The following is a 21,217-nucleotide window of genomic DNA, read 5'->3' as shown; positions in this document are numbered from 1 at the left end:
GCGGGGCACCTTCGTGTCAGCGATCGTCATCGTCGTCGTAGGACGAAGAGCCTCCGTAGGAGGACGAGGAGGACGAAGAGCCTCCGTAGGAGGAAGAACCGTACGAGGAGGAGTCGTCATCGTCGTCGGAGGACGAGGAGTAGGAGGAGTAGGACGAACTGTACGAGGAGGAACCGGAGGAGGAACCACCGGAGGACGATGAGGATCCGTACGAGGACGCCCTGTGTCGGCCGGGCTGATCATCGGAGTACGAGGAACTCTTCGGGGTCCAGGAGGTCCGCTCCGGCGGGAACCCGCTTTCACGGCTCGTGGTCTCGGACGACCGTTCCTCCGAGGCCGTCCTCGTAGTGCCGGCGGCCTCGTTCCCCTTCCCTTCGTCCTTGGATTCGTCCTTCTGCTGCTCACGGAGGAGACGCTCGGCCATCGCCCCCACACCGGCGATCGCCGCGCTCGTGGTGGAGATACGCCCGACGGCCTGTTTCCAGGCACGGGCGCGCCGACGTTGGTTCAGCGCCCTGTAGACGGAGGGCACACGCCCGGCCGAGGCCAGGGAGCCCCGTGCCGTCGCCTCCTGGTGCTGGGTGAGCGCGTCCCGCCATCGGCCTCCGGCCTCCAGGGAGCGCCCCAGCAGATACTTGGCGTGCACGTTCTCCCCGGCGGCGGCCTTCCGGCCCCACAGGCTCTCCCTGAAGGCGGGGCGTCCCCGTGTCCGGTCTGCCCTGTAGTGGGGCAGGTCCTCGACGGTCCGGGAGACCCTCTCCCGGTCGACCTCCCTCTCCGGAACCGCCACCTCGTCGAACAGACGCCGGAGCCGGGCCTCACCGATCCCCCAGGTCTCCAGGCAGGCGTGCAGGAACATCGCCCTCTCATCGCCGTCGTCGGCCGCCACGGAGAGCCAGAACAGCGCGCCGTCCTCGTCCCCCGCCCGGTAGCGCAGGAGCCCGGCGAGGTGGGCCCCTCCCCTCTCACCACCGTCGTAGGCCCTACGGAGCCAGCGGCCGGCCTCGTCCGCCCCGGACGGGTCCTCCCCCGTCAACGCGGACAGGGCCAGCACCGATCCCAGGCGTTCCATGGCGCGGGGGTCCTCGTCCTCGACCGCGCGCCGGAGGAAGGGCAGGGCCCCCGAGCGGTCCTCGGCCCGCAGAAGGAGGAGCGCCGTACCCAGGTTGGCCCCCGGGTGCTCCGGGAAACGTTCGAGGAAGCGTGTCCAGGCGTGACCGGCGACGGTGAATCGGTCGGTCTCGTAGGCGGCGAAGCCGAAGGTCGGCAGGTACTCCACCGGGATCCGATGCGAGATCAGGTTCCACACCGCGTCGGGGACCTCGGACCCTTCCTCCTCTTGGAGCGCGTGGGAGACCAGGTGGTGGAAGGGCTCATAGGTCTCCTTCCCCACCGGGGACAGACAGCCGCTGGCCCCGCGTGCCGGGTCGGTGGCCCAACGGAGCGCCTCGTCGAAGGTCGACGCCCCCGGGTCGTGGTGGACGCTCGGTCCGAGGTAGTGCCGATGCAGATCCTCCAGCAGACCCCGAGGCAGAGGGGCACGGTAACCGAGCCTGCGCGCGTCCACCGCCGCCGAGATGATCGCCCCCGCTCGGGGGTTGTGCCCGTGGACCGCGGAACGCCAGCGCCGCAGGGTCGTGTGGGAGTCCGCGATATCCGCGGCGAATCCGCCCTTGTTCCGGTCGGCCAGAGCCTGGGAGATCCGCCAATCGTCCTCGAGTTCGAGCGCCGTCCTCAGTTCCGTCTCCTTCAGGCGGCGCTCGACGAAGAAGTGCTCCGCCCGATCCTCCAGGATCCTGCTGACGGTGGGCTCCGACTGTTTCGGAAGGTCGCCCCGTACTCGGGAGTCCAGGGTCCCGATGAGACAGACGTCCGTGCGGTCGGGTGGGCACAGTCGATCCAGGACGCCCTCGTTGAGGGTCCCGGCGGCGAGGTACCGGTCGATCCCGTCGAGCCACACCACCGCGTTCCTCGGGGTGGTGGGAAGGTCCGCTATGGCCGTCAGAGACCGTTCGTCGCTGGGGACGATCAACCGGCGGCCGGGGACGGTCCGCCGGATCGCCTCATAGGCCGACCTCGTCTTCCCCGACACGGACTCGCCTTCGAGGACGACCAGTCCGCCCGCCAGGATCGCGCGGTCGAGCGCGTCGTCGAAGGCACGCGGAACGTAGACGGGGATCGGCGCGTCCTCTCCGTCCTCGGACCGTTTCGCCTTGCGCACCCCGAGTTCCCGGCCGTCCGTCCAGTCGCGGACACGGTCGCGTTCGGGGGCCCGTTCGGATTTGCGTTCGACCTCGATCGCCTTGCGCCGGCGTTCCACCCACCCCTGGAACAGGCCGCTCAGGGGTTGGGTCAGCAGGGCGACGAGGAACGCCGCCCCGGCGATCACGTAGGGCCAGATCCCCGAGGGGTCCGGGATGAGGGAGATCCCCGACATGAGGGTTCCGAGGATCACGATGCCCAGGACGATGCCGGTGAAGTGCCGACGTCTTCTCGTCATGTGGATGTGGCTCCTTTCGGGGGAGGAGGAGGGGCCACGACCGTTCCGCGATCCCCCTTCCCCACCCGGCCGGAGTCATACCTCCCGAGCGTCCCGGGCTGTCACGGGGTCGCTCAGGCCTCGGCCGCCTCCTGGTCCAGGAACAGTTCGGCGATGATCTCGCCGTCGTCCACACGGCCCGTCGTGCGAAAGCCCAGCCCCAGGTAGAAGCCCTCGGGGGAGCCCTCACCGGGGACCCAGGAGACCGTGATCCGCTTGTCGCCCCGACGGCGGGCCTCGGCCAGGACCATCTCGACGGCGAAGCGGCCGTACCCCTTGCCCTGCTCCCCCTCGGCGACGTTGAGGCGCCAGATCGCGCAGCGGAAGTCGACGTCCTTCTCATCGGGGTCGAAGGAGGCCATCACGAAGCCGACCGGTCGGTCGCCGTCCATGATCAGGCGGGGCCAGGCGGTGTTCCGGGAGGCGTAGGCCTCGGCGAGCGAGCGGTCGACGGGGGCGACGAAGGTGTTCTGGTCCTCGCGGACCTTCACCTTGAGGGCGGCGTCGATGTTGTCGGGGGAGATCTCCACGGCGTGGAGAGAGGGATGGTTCATCCGGCAGAGCCTAGACCGCCGTCTTCGGCGGAGGCCAGGGGTTTTTCGGGCGCCCGCGTGTGACCGCCCCGAAGGGTCCGGGGCGGTCACACGCGAAGACGACGGGTCAGGCGTTCCCGCCGGAGATCGCGCTCCAGTGGACGGCCTGGGCCACCTGGCCGAACGACCCCTTGGGGTGGTTACGGAAGAGCGGTTCGGTACCGAAGAGCACCACCGCGGCTCCGCGTTCGGAGACCCCACCGACCACGGAGGGCCGTCCGGCGGCCTCGTCCCGGCCGCCGGCGCCATCGGCGTCGGGGCGCCAGTGCCCGGCCACCAGCGGATCCCCGTCGGCGTAGGTCTGCTCCACGGTCACCTCCGGCCCCAGGTCGGTGAACCAGCCGGGCGAGTACACGAACCCGTACCCGCCGGTCCCGGCGAGCGCGCCGTCGCCGTCCTCGACCCGGACCACGCCGTTGACGTCGGACCGCCCCTCGCGGCGGGTGGCGTCCAACAGACCGGCCTGGGCGTTGAACCGGGCCCCGGCCGATCCGCGCGCCACGACCCCGCCCCGTTCGAGGAAGGCGTCCAGGTCCGCACGCGCCCGTTCACCGAGGTCGTCGTAGACCAGGCCGCTGGACACGTACAGCACGTCGATCCCGGACCAGTCGAAACCGTCGTCGAGTACCGCGGTGGAGACCGTCTCCACGTCGAACCCGAGTTCGCCCAGAGTGAGGACCTCGTCCGCGGCGGCGGCCGCGGCCAGCCGGACCCCGCCCACGACCGGGCCCTCGGCCTCGCGGTCGACGGTGGTGAAGACCGCTCCGCGCCGGTCGGCCACCTCGACGACCGCGTCGGCGTGGTCGGCGGAGATCAGCACCGAGCCCCGGTCCGCCCACGCGGGTTCGGCCCCGGCCTCGATGAGGTCGTGGAGCGCCGCCACGTCGGCGGCGTCGTCCAGGCGCAGGACCCAGTCCCCCTCCCCCTCGACCGCACCGGTGGGGGCGGCGATGTCGACCGGCGCTCCGTCCGGGGGCGTGGACTCGGTGGCCGTCACCGTGGCGCCCCACAGGCGTCCGTGGCTCCAACCGGAGATGTCGTACATGGCCTCGACGTCGTCGCTGATGTCCCGTCCGTCCTCCAACAGGACGTTGGCCATACCGCGTTTGGACTGATGCATGTCGACCAGGTAGGAGCCCGCGGGGTAGGAGGTGCCGTCGAGTTCGAAGGCCTCCTCCGCTCTGTTCACCCGCACGTCGTGGGCGACCAGCGTGTCCACCAGGCGCGCGGCGGCCGGGGCCGACCTCTGTTCCTCTCCGGCGGGGATCACGTAGGCGCGGGGGAAGTCGGTCGTGTACACGTCCTCGGGACCGAAGCCGGGCACCCACCCCTCCGGGGGCACGACCTGTTCCTCACCGGCCGATCCGCGCCGGAACACCTCGATCTGGTCGCCGATGAGCTTCTCCCGATGCTCCGAGGCGAACTCCAGGGTGGCCTCGATGGTGGCGGCGGAGATGTCGGTGTTGATGGCGGTGCGGCGGTGCAGCTCCTCCACGGGCAGGTCGTAGTCGGCCCGGTTCACCCGCAGCGGGAACTCGACGGTGGCCGAGGCGACCGCGCCCTGGTAGGGGGCGTACATCGGGGTGAAGATCGGCGGCCAGTCGTCCCAGCCGTCCTGCCAGTCGCGGAAGGGGATCTGCGGGGGCAGAACCCCGTCGTCCTCGGCCGTGTACCCCAGGTCGAGGACGGCCTGTTCCATCGCGAGCCCGTTGGCGTAGGTGTTGGCGATGAACAGGTCGTACTCGTAGTTCTGGCCGTGCGGGGGCGTGGTCGGCTCGATCAGGGTGCCGTTGACGTAACCGTGCTGGTCGACCATGACCAGCGGCTGGGTGTCGATCATGACCTGACGGATCGCCGCCGTCTCCGGCTGGGAGACCGTGACGAAGTCGCGGTTGAGGTCGAACCCGGCGCTGTTGACCCGGGTGCCCGCCACCCGCCCGTCGGGGTTGGCGGTCACGGTGAAGTACAGCCGCGAGGAGCCCAGCAGTTCCTCGGTCCACTCGTCCTCGGCGGTCGCCAGCTCCTCGATGATCCGCAGCGAGGCGTCGGTGCCCTCCCACTCGTCGCCGTGGATGTTGGCGTTGACGTGCACGGGGGTCTTGTAGCGCTCGGGCAGCGTGCTGTCCCGCGCGGCCCGTTCGGGATCCTCCTCGATGAGCTCGCGCATGCGCCGCTGGTGTCCGGCCTCGGCGCGCGTCTCCGGCGCGGTGAGGGTGACCAGGTAGAGGTCGCGTCCCTCGACGGACTCGCCGACGATCTCCACACTGACCCGGTCGGAGGTCTCCTGAAGATCGTTGAGGGCGGGCGCGATGTCGTGGTAGGCGGTCAGACCCAGCCTGATCGAACGGTCGTCGGGGTTCTCGGGGGAAACCGGCAGCTCGGTCCGGCGCGGGTAGGCGGCGGACGGATCGACGCCCGTCGCGGAGGCCGCGGCCGTGGCGGCCGTCATGGACAGGGCCTCGGGTCCGGCCGCCGTCTCGTTGCGTTCGGGGCCGTTGGCCTCCTCCCTCGGCTCGGCGAGGGAGGGCGAGGGCAGGGCCGTCGCCCCGGCCATGACCAGCGCCGTGAGGGTTCCGACCAGGGCGATGGAGCGGCGGGCGCGACCGGCGGCCGGCCCGGAGGCGGGGGATGGTGGCACGGGGGTCTCCTCCTGTGGTCTCCGTCGTTCCTACCCTCCCGGGCCTTTCTGGACAAGACGGCCGCGCGACACACCCTTCTTCCGTCGCTCGAAGGGCCCGCTCAGACGGGGTCGCCTCGGCCCCGCGACGGTTCCCCGCGAGCGGGCCAACGGACCGACAGCACCCGATCGGGGCCCACGAGCCGTGCCCGCGCCTTCCTCTCGACGCTCTCGGAAAGACCGACCAGGACGGCGGTACGGGCCAGGTCCAGCATCGGAACGTCGGAGAGACCGTCCCCGTAGGCCGCCACGACGTCCTCGGCGAGTCCGGCCTCGACGAGCATCTCGACCTTGCCCCGCCCACGACAGTGCCGCAGGGCGACCCACCCTCCGGCTCGACGCCGAAGGGTGGAGCCGACCACGCGGATCCGGGGGTCGATCTCCCGGCAGAGGGGGACGGCCAGACGTTCGGCGCAGCCGGTCACGACCACGACCTCCTCGCCCGCGTCCAGATGCGCGGCCACGGCCCGCCCCGCGTCCGGTCTGATCCGCTCCCCCACACCGAGGGCGGCCACGTGCTCTCGGACGAGCCGTTCCAGGCCGGAGTCGGCCACACCGACCGTTCCCAGCCACAGCAGGATCGAGCCGGCGTGGACCCGCCACGAGCCCCGGGAGAGCAGGACGAGGAGCGCCGGCACGGTCAGGACGGCGCCGATCATGCGCAGAGGCGAGCGCTTGAACAGGGAGAACGTGAATCTCGTGAACGAGTCGTGGTCGATCAGGGTGTCGTCGAGGTCGAACAGCGCTCGGTTCACGTAGGATCCCTTCGGTCCCCGAGAGCGTAGTCGGCGCCTTCCGGGGGAGGGTCGAACGGGGCGCCGAGTGTGCCGTCGGGCCCGAGAGAGTGCAGGATGTCGGACATGGATGTTCTCAGTAGCCGTGTCCTGATACACCCGCGCGATCCGGTGCGCAGCCGTTCCTTCTACCGTGACGTCCTCGGGCTCGCCGTCCACCGTGAGTTCGGTCCGCCGGACGCCCCCGGCACCGTGTTCTTCCTCGGCAACGGGCTTTTGGAGGTCTCCGGCCACTCCGAGGAGCCCTCCGGGACGCCCTCGACCGCCCTGTGGTTGCAGGTGCGCGACGCCCGCGCCGAATACGCCCGCGTCACCGCGCTGGGCGGACGCGGTATCCGGCCGCCGCAGAAGGAGTTCTGGGGCCTGGTGGAGGCCTGGATCGCCGATCCGGACGGGGTGCGCATCGTCCTGGTGGAGGTCCCCGCCGACCATCCGCTGCGCAAGGACCAGCGCGAGTTCTGACCGTCGCCCGGGTGCGGTTCACGACCGCACCCGTTCCGCCCCCACGGCCTCGTGACACTCACCCTTCGGGTACGAGCACGACCTTGCCGACGACGGTCCCCGACTCGGCCAGGGCCATCGCCGCCCCGGCCTCGCCCAGGGGCATCCGGGCCGCGATCGTGGGGCTGATGTCCCCGTGGCCCAGCAGATCGAACACCTCGCCCAGGTCACGGGCGAGTTCGCGCCGGTGACGTTCCCGGTTCCGGTGCCCCTTCCAGAGGTTGAAGAAGTACGCGCGCCGCCCGTCGGGCAGGGCGTTCCACCAGCCCAGTCGGGCGAACAGGAGCAGCACGGGGAGCATCGGGTTCCCCGGAACGTCGCGCGTGGCCGCCGTGCCGTAGGAGACCAGGGCGCCCCCGCGCACCACGTGGGAGAAGGTGTCGACGATGCCCGGCCCGCCCACGTGATCGAAGGCCGCGCGCACCCCGTTCGGGGCCGCCGCGCGGATCGCGGCGCGTAGATCGGGGGAACGGCGGTCGACGGGGATCGCGCCCATCTCACGGACGGCCTCCAGGTGGCGGGCCGACGCGGTGCCGACGACCTCGGCCCCGGCCCGTCGTGCCATCTGGACGAGCAGGGTACCGACGCCGCCGTTGGCGCCCAGTACCAGGACCGTGTCCCCCGCGCCGACCGGGCCCGCACCGCGCAGCATGCGCAGGGCGGTGACCCCGTTGACCACGACGGCCTCCGCCTCGGCCGGGTCGAGCCCGGCGGGCACCGGGACCAGGTCGGCCGCCGGCAGGACGACCCGCTCGGCCCAGGCCCCGATCTTGGTGATCGCGGCCACGCGCCGTCCCACCAGTGCCGCGTCCGTGTCGGGGCCGACCTCCTCCACCGTTCCCACCAGGTCGTATCCCGGTACGAAGGGGAAGGGCGGCTGGTCGAAGTACTTGCCCCGACGCATCTGCTGTTCGGCGAAGGAGACGCCCGTGGCCTCGGTCCGGACCAGGACCTCCCCCGGGCCGGGCGGGCCGATGGGGCGGCGACGGGTCAGCAGGCCCTCCGGTTCCACCTCGTCGGGCAGGACGATCTCCAGGGTGTGCCGCTCGGTCATGTCGAGACTCCTATGTTTGTGAGTGATCACTTACAAAAATGGGCCGAGAAAAGCGCCGCGAACGGCGCGGGTCGAACTCCGGGACCGACTACCCCCGAGGGGCGTGGGTCATCCCCTTGGTGAGCGTGCGCGTCCAGGGGGCGTCGACCTCCTCCAGGTCCAACGCGGTGACCAGGTGGCAGAGCAGCCCCATCGCCATGAAGCGCTGAACCTGGTCGCGATCGCCCCCCGAGAGCGCGTGGGCGAGGGTGACCACGTCGGCGTAGCCGCGCCGCAGGGCCTCGCGGACCTCGGGGACGGCGGAGGCGCTCTGGGCGTGGACCTGGATCATGAGCAGGTCGCGGTCGGCGATGAGTTCGGCGTAGGCGTCGCCCATCGCCTCCAGCACCTGGGGCGCCGGGGCCCCGTCCGCACCGAGCGCACCCTCGCGAAGGGCCTCCTCCACGCGTTCGAAGCACCGCTCCAGGGTCGCCGTGAACAGGCCCAGCTTGGTACCGAACAGGCGCAGGACGTAGGCCTGCGAGATGCCCGCCGCCTCGGCGACCTCCGTCACGGGGGTCGCGTGGTAGCCGGAACGGGCGAAGACGTGCAGCGCCTCGTTCAGGATGACGGCGCGACGGGCTTCGGCGGTGGACCGCGTGCTCTCTTCCCTACTCATGTTTGTGAGTACACACTCACAAACCGGAGAAGTCAAGCCGAGCACCCCTCCCACACCGGCCCACGACCCCGTTTCGATCGATGTCCTCGCAGGTAGGAAGCGTGTATGACGAACGCTTCGAAGAGGGTCTCCCCGCTCCACGTCCGGGCCGGGATCTGGATACTCTCCGTTCTCCTGTGGAGCGCCCTTCTCGCGGTCGAGTGGTACGCGAGCGACGCCTCGGGCTGTCCCCTGACCGGCGACTCCTCCGTCCAGGGCACCGGCACCTGGAACTAGGTCGTGCTTTTGTGGATCATTCCTCCCACGCCGTCACCCACCACCACCCTCAACGGTCGCGCTGACGCGCGCGGTGCTTCACACGGGGCCGGGCTTCCTCTCGCGGCGCCGACATCGCTCGGACAGCCAAACCCGGGCTGCCCCTCGCTCGTCGTCTGGCGAGAGATCGCCCGGCGGCCGCTCGCCACGGATCGGCTCCGCCGATGCCCGGCGAAAGCATCCACAAAAACACTCCCGGGAGCCCACCCGGCCGTACCTGCGTCTGGGTGATCGAATCCCGAGGCGAGACCTACACCATCACCGAGAACCCGCCCGCCTCCCGCTGGGGCATGGTCGCCCTCTTCCTGCTCTGGGGCGGCAGCCTGGCCACCCTCGCCCGGAACGGCCGGGGAGAGCCGAACGGATCGACGCCGGACCCCTCCCCCGACCACTGAGGGCCGAGGGTCGTCACGGCCCCGGACGGTGACGTGAATCGTCGGAGGTCACGCGTACAGTGGGCGGCCGGATCGGTGGACGAGGCACAGGGGCGGAGATGGCCGAGACGGTCGAGGGGCTCAGGGCCGAACTGGCCGCGCTGGAGGACCCGAAGACGCGTCGGGTGAACGAGAGGCGCGGCGACGACCACGGGGTGAAGCTGTCCCGGCTGCGTGAGATCGCCAAGAGGGTCGGGAAACGGCAGGACCTGGCGCGCGAACTCTGGGCCGGCGGCGATACGGCGGCGCGGCTCCTGTCGCTCCTGATCTGTCGCCCCCGGGGGTTCGAGGCCGCGGACCTGGACGCCATGCTGCGCGAGGCGCGGGCGCCCAAGACGCACGCCTGGCTCGTCGGCTACGTGGTCGCGAAGGGACCGCACGCCGAGGAGCTGCGCCGGGCCTGGCTCGCCGACCCTGACCCGGTGGTGGCGAGCGCCGGATGGGCGTTGACCGCCGAACGGGTGGACCGTTCGCCCGAGGGCCTCGACCTTCCGGGGCTGTTGGACGTGATCGAGACGCGGATGAAGGACGCTCCGGACCGTCTCCAGTGGGAGATGAACCACTGCCTGGCCCGGATCGGGATCCACCACCCCGAGCACCGCGCCCGGGCGATGGAGATCGGCGAGCGGCTGGAGGTGCTCAAGGACTATCCGACACCCCCGAACTGCACCTCCCCGTTCGCGCCGATCTGGATCTCCGAGATCGTCCGCCGCCGCGAGAAGGCCTGAACTCCGGGACCTTCGGTCCTGTACCCGGGACCGAAGGTCCGATCCTCGGTCATGGGGAGCGGCAAGAGTGAGGGTGGAGGGATTCCGTGAGCACTCGCCGTCACCGAGGAGCCGCTCGATGGGACATCAAGGAGCCGCGATCCCCGATGGGGGCGACCTCGGGCACCGGGCCGCCGCTCGTCGAAGGGAACTCGGCCTGACGAGGGAGCAGGTCGCGGAGCGGGCCGACATGGACCCCGGCTACGTGGCCTACCTGGAGGAGCACACCCCCAGGATGACCAGACCGGCGCTGTACCGTCTGGCCGAGGCGCTGAACACCACCCAGGACCATCTGCTGGGGACGGACACCGATCTGCCTCCGGGCGCGATGGCCACGGAGGTCCCCCTCCCCCGAACGACGGTGCTCTCGTCCCGCAGGTGCCTGGAACTGATCGAACCGGGCGGCGTGGGGCGGGTCGGCCTGGTGACCGGAGAGTCCGCGCCCGTCATCCTTCCGGTGAACTACCTCTTCCACGAGGGGGCCATCGTGTTCCGGACCAAGGATGACGGGGTGATCGGCGAGCGGCTCCCCCAGGACATCGCCTTCGAGGTCGACCGGGTCGATGACGCGATGAGCCAGGGGTGGAGCGTCCTGGTCCGGGGCAGGGCCGAGGCCGTCACCGACCGGGCCCTGGAGGAGGAGCTCCGCGCCCATGCCCCGGTCCGACCCTGGGCCGGAGGGGAGCGCGACCTCTTCGTCCGTGTCGTTCCCGAGGAGATCGGCGGCCGTGAGGTGAGCGGCCGTGTACCCCACGCGCGCGAGGTCGGTCCGCCCGAACGGTGACGGATACCGACGGCGCCCTGCCGGGTATGAACACCGTGCGACGTTCCGGGGGCGGAGGTCGTCGCGGAGCGCTCTCGTCCTGGGAGGGGATGACGGCCGATGTCGAAGGAGAACGGGGCGACCCGTGTCTTCCTGCTCGACGACCACGACGTGGTGCGGCAGGGGATCATGGCCCTGCTCCAGGACGAGGAGGACATCGAGGTGGTCGGCGAGGCGGCCACCGCGTCCGAGGCCCTCGGCCGTATACCGGCCGCACGCCCCGACGTGGCGGTGCTCGACGTCCGCCTCCCCGACGGTAACGGGGTGGAGGTCTGTAGGGAGTTACAGAGCCACCCCGACGCACCCGTCTGTCTGATGTTGACGTCCTACTCCGACGACGAGGCCCTCTACGCCTCCGTCATGGCGGGCGCGGCGGGCTACGTGCTCAAACAGATCCACGGCTCCGACCTGGTCGGCGCGATCCGCACGGTGGCGTCCGGGGAGTCGTTACTGGATCCGCACAGCACCGCGCGCATCCTGCGGCGGCTGCGAGAGGGTTCCGAGACCGAGGACCCGCTGCCGGGGTTCTCCGACAAGGAGCGGCTCGTCTTCGAGCTGATCGGAGAGGGGCTGACCAACCGGCAGATCGGCGAGCGGATCTTCCTCGCGGAGAAGACGGTGAAGAACCACGTCTCCAGCGTGTTGTCCAAGCTGGGTATGCGGCGCCGCTCCCAGGCGGCGGCGCACGCCGCCCGGCTCAGAGCCCGTTCCGAACGGGGAGGGTCCGACTGAGGCGGCCTCTCGAAGGAGGGACGACGGACACGCTCCCGGGGAGGGGGAGACCATGATCGGAAACACCCGCGGACCCGTCGTGGCCGCGGTCGACGGATCGCCCGCGAGCGATCGGGCCCTCGATTGGGCCGCCGACGAGGCACGGCGCCGAGGCCTCGACCTGCGCCTCGTCCACGCCTCGGGCCCACCGACCCACCGGCCGGCCCCGGACGGGGTCGGGCCCCGCGTCGTGGAGGAGGCCCGTCGTCGGGCGTCGGAGCGCGCCCCGGATCTCCCGGTGGAGGCGGTGAGCCTCACCAGGGACCGCGAACCGGTCCTCTCTCGGGAGAGCCGTTCGGCCCGCGCGCTGGTCCTGGGGGCACGTCGCATGTCGGCGACGGGCGAGATGGCGCCGGGGGCCACCACCCTGGCGTTGACGGCCTCCTCGTCCTGCCCCGTCGTGGTGGTCCCCGAGACCGGGCCGGCCCCTCGCACCGGCCGCGTCATGGTCGGGGTCGACGGGTCGGAGAGCGCCCGGAGCGCCGCCGAGTGGGCGTTCGCCGAGGCCGAGGCCCGGGGAGCCGATCTGCTCGTGGTGTCGGCGAGCGGAGGGGTCCCACGAGAGGACCTCGGTACGCCGGAGGGGGACGTCCCCGTCTCCGAGGGGTTCGAGCTTCCCGGCGACGACGCTCTGGTGGCGGCCTCGGTGGCCGAATCGCACCGCCTGCTGTCGGAGTCGATCGCGGGTGAACGCGAACTCCGGCCGGACGTACGGGTCGAGGAGATCGTCGAGGTGGGGGACGCGGCCGGGGTGCTGCGCTCCCTGGCCGAAGGGTGCGACCTGACGGTGGTGGGCTCCCGCGGCAGAGGGGGCCTGGTCGGTACCCTGCTGGGCTCGGTGAGCCGAAGCGTCCTGTCCCACTCCCCTCGTCCGGTCGCGGTGGTACGCGCCGAGCGACGTTGAGGCGCGGGCCCACGTCAGGGGACCGCGCCCGCCGCCCCCGGCCAGGGGAGGAGTTCTGACAGGTCGGACACCACGACGTGGGCTCCGCGTTCGCGCATCCGCGCGCCGGTACCGACGCGGTCCACCCCGATCACCAGACCGAAGCCTCCGCGTCCTCCCGCCTCCACCCCGACCAGGGCGTCCTCGACCACGGCGGTCTCGGTCGGGTTCGTGTCCAGGCGCCGAGCCGCCTCCAGGAACAGCGCCGGGTCGGGTTTCCCGGGGAGTCCGAGACGGGCCGCGTCCCGACCGTCCACCCGGACGTCGAAGAGGTCGTCCACACCGGCGGCGCGCAGCACCATGGCGCAGTGACGGCTCGCCGAGACCACGGCCACCGGCGCCCCGGCCGAACGCAGCGCGCGCACGAACGACACGGTTCCGGGAAAGGCCCGCACCCCGTCTCGGCGCACGAGGTCCAGGAAGCGGCGGTCCTTGCGGTCGGCGATCCACGCCACCGTCATCGCCTCCGGATCTCCCGGCACCGGTCCCTCCGGCAGGCGGATCCCTCGTGAGGCGAGGAACGCGCGTACGCCGTCCTCACGCGGCCGGCCGTCCACATGGCGCAGGTAGTCCTCACGCGGGTCGAAGGGGCGGAAACGGGCACCCTCGGTGCGGGAGAGCCGGCGCGAAAGGTCGTCGAACGCGTACTTCCAGGCGGCCGCGTGCACGGAGGCCGTGTCGGTGACGACCCCGTCGGTGTCGAGGACCGCCGCCCGTACCCGGTCGCGGGCCACTCCCCCGGTCGTCTCGGACACCATCGGTCAGGGGAGCAGGACGGCCGCGCCCCGTACCCTGTCCGCCGCCAGGTCGGCCAGGGCACGGTCCGCGGCGTCGAACGGATACGGGGTCACCGTCACGGTCAACGGGTGTTCGGCGACGAAGTCGAGGAACGCGCGCGCGTCCTTTCGGGTATTGGCCGTCACGCTGCGCAGCGAACGCTCTTGGAAGAGGTCCTTCCGGTAGTCCAGGGAGGGGATGTCGGTCAAGTGGATGCCCGCCACAGCGAGCGTCCCGCCGCGGTCCAGGGCCCTGAGAGCCGTGGGGACCAGATCCCCGACGGGCGCGAAGAGGATGGCGGAGGAGAGCGGCTCGGGCGGTGGATCGTAGGCCCCGGTCGCCGAGTGGCAGCCCAGTTCCAGGGCCGGTTCCCGCGCCTCTCGGGAACGCGTCATCACGTGGACGGTCGCGCCTCGGGCGAGTGCGACCTGGGCGGCCAGGTGGGCCGAGGCACCGAACCCGTAGAGGCCGAGCACGCCCCGCTCCGGTGGTTCGGCGCGTTGGAGGGCCCGGTATCCGATGACGCCGGCGCACAGCAGCGGCGCCGTCGTCGTCACCGGCAGGGTCTCGGGGAGCGGGTGCACGTAGCGTTCGTCGGCGGTCAGCCGGCGGGCGAACCCGCCGTCGCGGTCCCAGCCGGTGTAGGTGGAGTACGGGCACAGGTTCTCGTCGCCGCGCCGACAGTAGGCGCAGACCCCGCAGGTGGAGACGAGCCAGGCCACGCCCACCCGGTCCCCCGGCGCGTACAGCTCCGCGTCCGGGCCTTGGGAGACGACCCGGCCCACCACCTCGTGGCCGGGCACGGTGCCCGGACGGCGGGGCGCCAGGTCCCCCTCGGCCAGGTGCAGGTCGGTGCGGCACACCGCGCAGGCCAGGACCTCGATCTCCACTTCGTGTCCCCGCGGCCGGGGAACCGGCCGGACCACCCGCTCCAGGGGGCCGGTCTCGATCGGCCCGGGGCGGGTGACCGCCCAGGCGTCCATCGTCGGTTCCATACACCGATCCCACCACCTCGGGCGTCCGCCTCCCAGGGACCCACCGTCCCGGCCGGTCGGGGCCTTGTCCCCGCCCGCCCCGGACATTGGGCCGTGGCGGCCTCGCCTCCCTCGGGACGACACTCGAAGGTGAAGGGAGCGCGGATCGAGGGGGTTCCCATGAGCGAACACATCCTCGTCGGGACCGACGGGTCGAAGGTGGCCTTGTCCGCGGCCGAGTGGGCCGCTCTGGAGGCGGAGGATCGCGGTGTCGGGGTCACCGTCGTCGGCGTCTACGACGCGAACGCGTTCCACCGCCGGCTGGTGCGTCCCAAGGACCTCGCCGAACGCGAGGCGGAGCGGGCCGTGACCACCACGATCGCGCGCATGGCGGAGGTCGCGCCGGTGGTCGACGCCGTCGGAGAGGTGGTCGAGGGGCCCTCGCCCGCGCGGGAGCTGATACTCCGCTCCGAGTCCGCGACGTTGGTCGTGATCGGTTCGTACGGTACCGGTCTCCTCCACGGGACCCGGTTGGGCACCGTGGCCGACCAGGTGGCGGCCCACTCCCGGGTCCCGGTGGTCGTGGTGCCGCACGTGCCGACGGAGACGGACGCGCGCGACGTCGTGGTGGGCGTGGACGGCTCGCCCGGGGCCGAGGTCTCGGTGGAGGCGGCCCTGGAGTTCACCGCGGCGAGCGGCGGTCGTGTCCACGCCCTCTGGGCCTGGTCCGCTCCGGAGGCGATGGTGCCGATCGGCTCCCCGGAGGAGGAGCAGCTGCGAAGGTGGCGGCGGGCGGATCTGGACAAGGCGCTGAGGCCGGTACTGAAGCGGCACCCGAACGCCGACATCGTCCACGAGGTCGTCCGCGATCCGCCGGCGCGCGCCCTGCTCACGGGGGTGCCCCGTGTCCGTCTGATCGTGGTCGGGGCACGAGGCGCGCAGGGGTTCTCCCCCTTGCCCTTGGGCGGGGTGGCCCGCGGGGTCCTGTACCACTCCGACATCCCCGTCATGGTGGTCCACCACCCCGACGTCTGAGGGACACGGCGTCCCGGTTCCCTCAGGCGGTGTCGTCGGGGAGCGGCACGCTCCATCCGAGGGCCGTCCCGGACCGCGCGCCCGGACCGAAGGTCCCCGCCTGAGGGCCCGGGGGCCCGGTACGGAACGGACCCGTCCCGGGCAGGCCCGGAGGAGGACGGAAGGGTCTGGTGGAGGCTTCCATGGGAGACGGAGCTCCGGTGCTCGGAGAGGCGATCGTATGAATCGCCGGACGCTGGTGTACGAGGCGACGGACCCGACCCCCATCGGCGTTCGCGAGACCCTGTGCACCCTGGGAAACGGCTACTTCGCCACCCGCGGCGCCCCTCCCGAGGCCCGTGCCGACGGGGTCCACTATCCGGGGACCTACGTCGCCGGCTGCTACGACCGCCTCGCCTCCCTGGTGGAGGGACACCGGGTGGAGAACGAGGACCTGGTCAACGTCCCCGACTGGACGCCCTTGACCTTCCGCCACGAGGACGGGCACTGGTTCGAGGCCCCCGCCCCCGATCCACCCGAGCGCGTGGAGCTGGACATGGGCGACGGCGTGCTGACCCGGACCTTCCACGTGGTGGACGAGGGCAGGAGGACCCGGGTGACCCAACGTCGCCTGGTGTCGATGGACGACCCCCATCTGGCCGTCCTGGAGACCGCCCTGACCCCCGAGAACTGGAGCGGGACCGTGATCGTCCGCTCGGCGCTGGACGGCGGGGTCGCCAACGCCGGTGTGCCCCGCTACCGCGATCTGAACGGACGTCACCTGCGCCCGGCCGGGGTCGGCGCCGACACCTCCGGTGTCACCTGGCTGCGCTCTCGTACCCTCACCTCGGGCGTCGAGATCGTCCTGGCCTCCCGGACCCGGGTCGCCTCGGGCCCCGGGCCCTCGTCGGTCAGGTCCCCCATGAGGGAGGACCACGTGGCCACCGACCTCACCCTGGAGCTGGGGCGCGGTGAGCGGAGCGTCGTGGAGAAGACCGTGGCCCTGTACACCTCACGCGACCGGGCCATCGGCGACGCCCTCGGGGCCGCCCGCGACGCCCTGGACGCCTGCGGTGGTCTCGACGGACTCCTGTCCCGGCACACCCGGGCCTGGCATCGTCTGTGGGACGCCTGCGCCGTGAGGGTGGCGGACGAGGAGGAGCAGCGCCTCCTCGACCTGTGCCTCTTCCATCTCCTACAGACGTTGTCCCCGCACACCGCCGACCTCGACGTGGGGGTCCCCGCCCGGGGACTGCACGGTGAGGCCTACCGAGGGCATGTGTTCTGGGACGAGTTGTTCGTCCTGCCGTTCCTCGACGCCCGTCTGCCCGAGGTCTCCCGCGGCCTCCTGCGCTACCGGTGGCGGCGGCTGCCCCGGGCCCGTTCGGCCGCTCGCGCCGCCGGGCTCCGAGGCGCGCTCTTCCCCTGGCAGAGCGCGAGCGACGGCCGTGAGGAGTCCCAGAGCACACACCTGAACCCTCGATCCGGGGAGTGGCTCCCCGACCACTCCCACCTCCAACGTCACGTGGGTCTGGCGATCGCCCACAACGTCTGGCGGCACTATCGGACCACCCGGGACCTCGCGTTCCTGTGCGATTTCGGGGCCGAGCTCCTCCTGGAGATCGCCCGGGCCTTCTCCGACATGGCCGTGCACGACCGGGCCTCGGACCGCTACGGGATCCACGGCGTCATGGGGCCCGACGAGTACCACGACGCCTACCCGGGAGAGGACTCCCCCGGGCTGGACGACAACGCCTACACCAACGTCATGACCGCGTGGGTGCTCGCGCGCGCCCTGGACGTCCTGCGCGCGCTGCCCGGACCACGGCGTAGAGGGCTCCAGGAGGCCATCGGACTGGGCTCGGACGAGATCGAACGGTTCGAGACCGTCTCCCGTAAGCTGCGCGTCCCCTTCCACGAGGGGGTGATCTCCCAGTTCTCCGGCTACGAGAGACTCGCGGAACTCGACTGGGAGACCCGCCGCGGGGCCCGCCGTCTGGACCGGATCCTCCAGGCCGAGGGCGACAGCGTCAACCGGTACAAGGCCGCCAAGCAGGCCGACGTCCTCATGCTGTTCTTCCTCCTCTCGCCCGAAGAGGTCGCCGACGTCCTCCGACGGCTCGGCCTCACCGTCGATCCCGATCTCGTCCCCCGCACCGTGGAGTACTACCTGGCGCGCACCGCGCACGGGTCCACCCTCAGCGCGGTGGTGCACGCCCGGGTCCTGGCGCGGATCGACCGCAAGGCGTCGTGGGAGTTCTTCCGCGAGGCCCTGAAGGCGGACGCCGAGGACGTCCAGGGCGGTACCACCGCCGAGGGGATCCACCTGGGCGCCATGGCGGGCGCCCTCGACCTCCTCACCCGGTGCTACGGCGGCCTGTCCACCTACGACGACGTCCTGAGCCTGGACCCGGTGGTACCGGAGGAGCAGAGCGCCTTCTCCTACGACCTGCGTCTTCCCGGCCACTGGAAGGTGTGCGTGGAGGTGACGCACGACCACGTGCGCGTCACCCTGCCGCACGCGGAGGGGGCCGCGCTCCGGGTCCGGATCCAGGGGAGCGAGATCGAGGTCCCCCCGGGTTCGTCCCGTACCCTGCCGCTCCACGACCCCCCTCCCGACCGGACCTGAGCGGGTCTCGAAGACGGGGACAGCGGGAAGGCCACGGAGGGCTTGCGTCTCAAGTGGCTTGAGGCGCCACAGTGTCCCCATGGATCACCACGAGCCCTACCCCATCGGAGACGCCGCGCGCCGCAGCGGACTGAGCGTCAGCGCCGTCCGCTTCTACGCCGACGCCGGAATCGTCGAGCCCACGTGTCTGTCCGAGGCCGGCCACCGCCTGTACGACATCGACGCCATCGCCCGCCTGGAACTGGTCCGCACCCTGCGCGAACTGGACACCGACCTGGGCGAGATCCGCCGCCTGCTGGAAGGCGGTACGACCCTGCACGACCTGCTCACCACCCACCTGGAGGTCGTGGAACGCCGGGAGCGCACCCTTCGGGCCCGGAGGGCGGTGCTGCGGACCCTGATCAGGCAGGGTGCCACGGCCGAGCGGGTCGCCCTGATGCACCGACTCGTGTCGATGACCGACGAGGAACGCGAACGGGTCGTCGACGAGTTCTGGAACGACGTCGGCGCGGATCTCGACGTTCCCGACGGCTTCGTCGACCGGCTGCGCGAGATGCGCCCGGTCCTTCCCGCCGACCCCACCGCCGCCCAGCTGGAGGCGTGGATCGAACTGGCCGACCTGGTGCGGGACCCGGCCTTTCGCGACGCGGTCCGCGTATACCTGCGCGACACCTACTCGACGGATCCGGGTCGGAGCATCGCGAGCGCGCCGTTCCAGGAGTTCATCTACGGGAGCGGCACCGCGCTCATCAAGGAGCTCCTGGCCGTGCACCGCGCCGGTGAGTCTCCGCGGTCCCCTCGCGCGCAGGAGGTCGTGGTCCGCTTCATGGAGGCGGCCGTGGGCCTGTCCGACACCCCGCTCACCGACGAACTCCGCGACCGGATGTCCGAGGGCTACCGGGTGATCCCCGAACTCGAACGCGAGATGGCCGAGGAGGACGCCGCCTCCGAGGACCCCGTCCACGACGACACCCACGGCCGGTACCTGTCCCTGGTCGCGATCATCAACGGGACCGGGCCGGAGGAGGACACGATGCCCTACGAGTGGATCTCCGAGGCCATGCGTGCCCCGTCCGACCACGAGTGAAGGACGCGATCGGCCGGCCCGGGACGCGCCCCGGGCCGGCCGCCGATACCGGGTCAGCCTCCCGGGCGGAGCAGACGCACCATCAACCGTCCGTCCACGACGGAGGTCTCGAACGTCTCCAGGGCGGCGGTCGCCGGGCCGTGGACGACGGTCCCGCCGTCCACGCGGAACTCGCTCCCGTGCCAAGGGCAGCGCACGCATCCGTCCACCAGCTCCCCCTCGGCCAGGGGGGCGCCCATGTGCGGGCAGGCGCCCAACCCCGCGAACACCGAACCGCCCGTACGCGTCACCACGACGGGCACCCCTTCGATGTCGCCCTGACCGAGCCCCTCCTCGGGGAAGTCCTCCAGAGCACCGAGGTCGTGCCACCCGTCGGGCGTCAGGTCGATCAGCGCGTCGGCGCTGTTGGCCCCGCCCGCCCGGTAGTAGGCGATGTGACCGCCGAGCGCGCCGCCCAGACCGACCGCGCCCAGCCCCGCCAATGCGAAGGCCCTCCCCCAGCCATGACGTCCCGTTCGCCTGGCCGCGCAGGAGGCGCCGAACAACACGGTGCCCACCCCGTTGATCGACGCGTGCACCACCCCGACCCGCTGCTGTCGTTCGTGCTGACGGGACCAGTCCGCCAGTCCGCTGACCGCCGTGGGCAGGACACCGAGCAGTCCGAGGTCGACCAGCGCCGCGGCGCTGCGCCGATGGTCTCCGGGCAGGGTGTCGAGCACGACCGCGCCGACCCACGAGCCCAGGGGCAGGTGCACCATGATCGGGTGCAACGGGTGCCCCGTCCAGACCCCGTACAGGAAGTCCCGCACCGGGCCCTCGGGGAGCCGTTCGGCGATCGCCTTCAGTCGGGAGACCGCCGGGTCGAGCCTTTCATCGTCTTCGATCGCGCGGATCCGTTCACCGAGTCTCATGTCTGCTCGGCTACCCCCGAACCGCGCGCGGCAGTCGTCCCGACGGCGCTCGCGCCGGGAACCTGGCCCGTCCTTGACCGGCCCATCACCGTCCCGTTCCGCTACGCGGGCGGAAGCGTCGGTGTCACCTCCGCCACCACGCCGGGCGACCACAGCGCCGAGATCGGAGCCCCAGACTGCGCTACGACCCCGGCCCTGGTCAGGAGGTCGCCCTCATAGGAGACGTCCGTCGCGCGGTGGAGCCCCCAGGGCTCGTGGGAGACGCGGATCCACCGGGTGGCCCCCGCCCATGGGGTGTGCAGTCCCCAGCGCGCGGTGAGGAAGTGCTCCAGCGGGGTCGGATCGGCCCGAGGCTCCTCCACCCGCAGACTCCAGCGCCCCCACGCCCCCCGTTGAGGCCGACGACGCACGACCGCTCCCGCGCACCGCCCGAAGCCGCGTTGTCGCAGGGCGATGTCGGACCACATATAGGGCAACCCCGGCACGGCTCTGGTGGCCAGTACGGCGGGGAGGGAGTCGGCGTCCATGCTCAGGAACACCACGCCGCGACGTCCCCGCCCGTCGACGGAGTACAGGCGCACGTTCACCTCGTCGAACGCGCCGATCGGGCTCGGCCCCAGGACTCGGGTGAAGGGGATGTGGAAGGCCACGAGCCCCACGTAGGTCGTGCCGTCGAACAGGTCGGGGCGAGTCCCCGCGGGGAACAGGTGCGCCACCCGCTCGGGCTCGACCGGCCAGTGCAGGAACACCACCCCCGACCACCCTTGCCGCACCAGAGCGGGGCCGGGAAGCGGAGGCGCGATCACGGGAGGCGCCCGCGACCCGCGTTCCTCTTCTCCGTCCACGTCGGCCTCCCTTCCGACGGAGAACGGGCCCCTCCTTCGGGCTCCGTCCAGGATCGTCCCTCTTCATCACGACTACCCGTGGGCCCGGCCCACATGCGCCCACCCGCCGAC

At 71.7% G+C, this 21,217-nt stretch carries 20 protein-coding genes; 10 read left to right on the top strand and 10 right to left on the bottom strand.

Going from position 1 to position 21,217, the window contains the following annotated elements; translation table 11 throughout:
• Window positions 1-16: 16 nt before the first annotated feature.
• The 4 genes from D451_RS0122055 to D451_RS0122040 all read right to left on the bottom strand — a co-directional run bounded on the left by D451_RS0122055 (window position 17) and on the right by D451_RS0122040 (window position 6,564).
• Window positions 17-2,500 carry an SEL1-like repeat protein gene (locus tag D451_RS0122055; RefSeq protein ID WP_017536005.1) on the bottom strand — a complete coding sequence of 828 codons (2,484 nt, stop codon included), beginning with the start codon at window positions 2,498-2,500 and terminating at the stop codon, window positions 17-19.
• 113 nt (window positions 2,501-2,613) lie between these two features.
• Window positions 2,614-3,093 (bottom strand): GNAT family N-acetyltransferase, encoded by a 480-nt coding sequence (locus D451_RS0122050; protein WP_017536004.1) that lies wholly within the window; start codon window positions 3,091-3,093, stop codon window positions 2,614-2,616.
• 106 nt (window positions 3,094-3,199) lie between these two features.
• Window positions 3,200-5,770, bottom strand: coding sequence for a M14 family zinc carboxypeptidase (locus tag D451_RS0122045; RefSeq protein ID WP_017536003.1), 2,571 nt, complete (start codon window positions 5,768-5,770; stop codon window positions 3,200-3,202).
• Window positions 5,771-5,871: 101 nt separating this feature from the next.
• Window positions 5,872-6,564 carry a haloacid dehalogenase-like hydrolase gene (locus D451_RS0122040; RefSeq protein ID WP_017536002.1) on the bottom strand — a complete coding sequence of 231 codons (693 nt, stop codon included), beginning with the start codon at window positions 6,562-6,564 and terminating at the stop codon, window positions 5,872-5,874.
• 105 nt (window positions 6,565-6,669) lie between these two features.
• Here D451_RS0122040 and D451_RS0122035 point away from each other — a divergent pair, with 105 nt between their 5' ends.
• Entirely contained in the window at window positions 6,670-7,065 is a 396-nt protein-coding gene (locus D451_RS0122035) for a VOC family protein (protein WP_026125270.1), read from the top strand.
• Between the two features lie 58 nt (window positions 7,066-7,123).
• Here the strand turns inward: D451_RS0122035 and D451_RS0122030 are convergent, their stop codons facing one another.
• Together D451_RS0122030 and D451_RS0122025 are read right to left on the bottom strand one after the other, a co-directional pair.
• Entirely contained in the window at window positions 7,124-8,158 is a 1,035-nt protein-coding gene (locus tag D451_RS0122030; RefSeq protein WP_017536000.1) for a medium chain dehydrogenase/reductase family protein, read from the bottom strand.
• Window positions 8,159-8,246: 88 nt separating this feature from the next.
• Window positions 8,247-8,816 (bottom strand): TetR/AcrR family transcriptional regulator, encoded by a 570-nt coding sequence (locus D451_RS0122025; RefSeq protein ID WP_017535999.1) that lies wholly within the window; start codon window positions 8,814-8,816, stop codon window positions 8,247-8,249.
• A 105-nt stretch (window positions 8,817-8,921) separates the two neighbouring features.
• Here D451_RS0122025 and D451_RS28115 point away from each other — a divergent pair, with 105 nt between their 5' ends.
• The 6 genes from D451_RS28115 (at window position 8,922) to D451_RS0121995 (ending at window position 12,830) form a co-directional block, all read left to right on the top strand.
• Window positions 8,922-9,092 carry a hypothetical protein gene (locus tag D451_RS28115; protein WP_017535998.1) on the top strand — a complete coding sequence of 57 codons (171 nt, stop codon included), beginning with the start codon at window positions 8,922-8,924 and terminating at the stop codon, window positions 9,090-9,092.
• Window positions 9,093-9,358: 266 nt separating this feature from the next.
• On the top strand, window positions 9,359-9,526 hold the full coding sequence (locus tag D451_RS28330; RefSeq protein WP_014912257.1) for a hypothetical protein: 168 nt from the start codon (window positions 9,359-9,361) through the stop codon (window positions 9,524-9,526).
• Between the two features lie 98 nt (window positions 9,527-9,624).
• On the top strand, window positions 9,625-10,293 hold the full coding sequence (locus D451_RS0122010) for a DNA alkylation repair protein (protein WP_017535997.1): 669 nt from the start codon (window positions 9,625-9,627) through the stop codon (window positions 10,291-10,293).
• Between the two features lie 118 nt (window positions 10,294-10,411).
• The gene (locus D451_RS0122005; protein WP_017535996.1) at window positions 10,412-11,116 is read left to right on the top strand and encodes a helix-turn-helix domain-containing protein; all 705 of its coding nucleotides are present in this window, start codon (window positions 10,412-10,414) and stop codon (window positions 11,114-11,116) included.
• Window positions 11,117-11,215: 99 nt separating this feature from the next.
• Window positions 11,216-11,887, top strand: coding sequence for a response regulator transcription factor (locus tag D451_RS0122000; protein WP_017535995.1), 672 nt, complete (start codon window positions 11,216-11,218; stop codon window positions 11,885-11,887).
• 52 nt (window positions 11,888-11,939) lie between these two features.
• A complete protein-coding gene (locus tag D451_RS0121995; RefSeq protein WP_017535994.1) occupies window positions 11,940-12,830 on the top strand; it encodes a universal stress protein in 891 nt (296 codons plus the stop codon).
• Window positions 12,831-12,844: 14 nt separating this feature from the next.
• Here the strand turns inward: D451_RS0121995 and D451_RS0121990 are convergent, their stop codons facing one another.
• Together D451_RS0121990 and D451_RS0121985 are read right to left on the bottom strand one after the other, a co-directional pair.
• A complete protein-coding gene (locus D451_RS0121990) occupies window positions 12,845-13,627 on the bottom strand; it encodes an HAD family hydrolase (RefSeq protein ID WP_017535993.1) in 783 nt (260 codons plus the stop codon).
• A 3-nt stretch (window positions 13,628-13,630) separates the two neighbouring features.
• Window positions 13,631-14,641 (bottom strand): zinc-binding alcohol dehydrogenase family protein, encoded by a 1,011-nt coding sequence (locus D451_RS0121985; protein WP_017535992.1) that lies wholly within the window; start codon window positions 14,639-14,641, stop codon window positions 13,631-13,633.
• A 159-nt stretch (window positions 14,642-14,800) separates the two neighbouring features.
• Between D451_RS0121985 and D451_RS0121980 the strand changes: the two genes are divergently transcribed.
• The 3 genes from D451_RS0121980 (at window position 14,801) to D451_RS0121970 (ending at window position 19,350) form a co-directional block, all read left to right on the top strand.
• A complete protein-coding gene (locus tag D451_RS0121980) occupies window positions 14,801-15,655 on the top strand; it encodes a universal stress protein (RefSeq protein ID WP_234305938.1) in 855 nt (284 codons plus the stop codon).
• A 220-nt stretch (window positions 15,656-15,875) separates the two neighbouring features.
• Window positions 15,876-18,263, top strand: a complete 2,388-nt coding sequence (locus D451_RS0121975) for a glycoside hydrolase family 65 protein (protein ID WP_017535990.1) — start codon at window positions 15,876-15,878, stop codon at window positions 18,261-18,263.
• A gap of 79 nt (window positions 18,264-18,342) precedes the next feature.
• Complete coding sequence (locus D451_RS0121970; protein WP_026125269.1) at window positions 18,343-19,350, top strand: MerR family transcriptional regulator; 1,008 nt, start codon at window positions 18,343-18,345, stop codon at window positions 19,348-19,350.
• A 53-nt stretch (window positions 19,351-19,403) separates the two neighbouring features.
• Here D451_RS0121970 and D451_RS0121965 read toward each other — a convergent pair whose 3' ends face one another.
• Window positions 19,404-20,261, bottom strand: a complete 858-nt coding sequence (locus D451_RS0121965) for a Rieske 2Fe-2S domain-containing protein (RefSeq protein WP_017535989.1) — start codon at window positions 20,259-20,261, stop codon at window positions 19,404-19,406.
• Window positions 20,262-20,362: 101 nt separating this feature from the next.
• Window positions 20,363-21,106, bottom strand: a complete 744-nt coding sequence (locus D451_RS0121960) for a YqjF family protein (RefSeq protein WP_026125268.1) — start codon at window positions 21,104-21,106, stop codon at window positions 20,363-20,365.
• Between the last annotated feature and the right edge of the window lie 111 nt (window positions 21,107-21,217).

The organism is Nocardiopsis alba DSM 43377, from assembly GCF_000341225.1.
Lineage (GTDB): Bacteria > Actinomycetota > Actinomycetes > Streptosporangiales > Streptosporangiaceae > Nocardiopsis > Nocardiopsis alba.
This window is presented reverse-complemented; position numbering and strand designations above follow the sequence as displayed.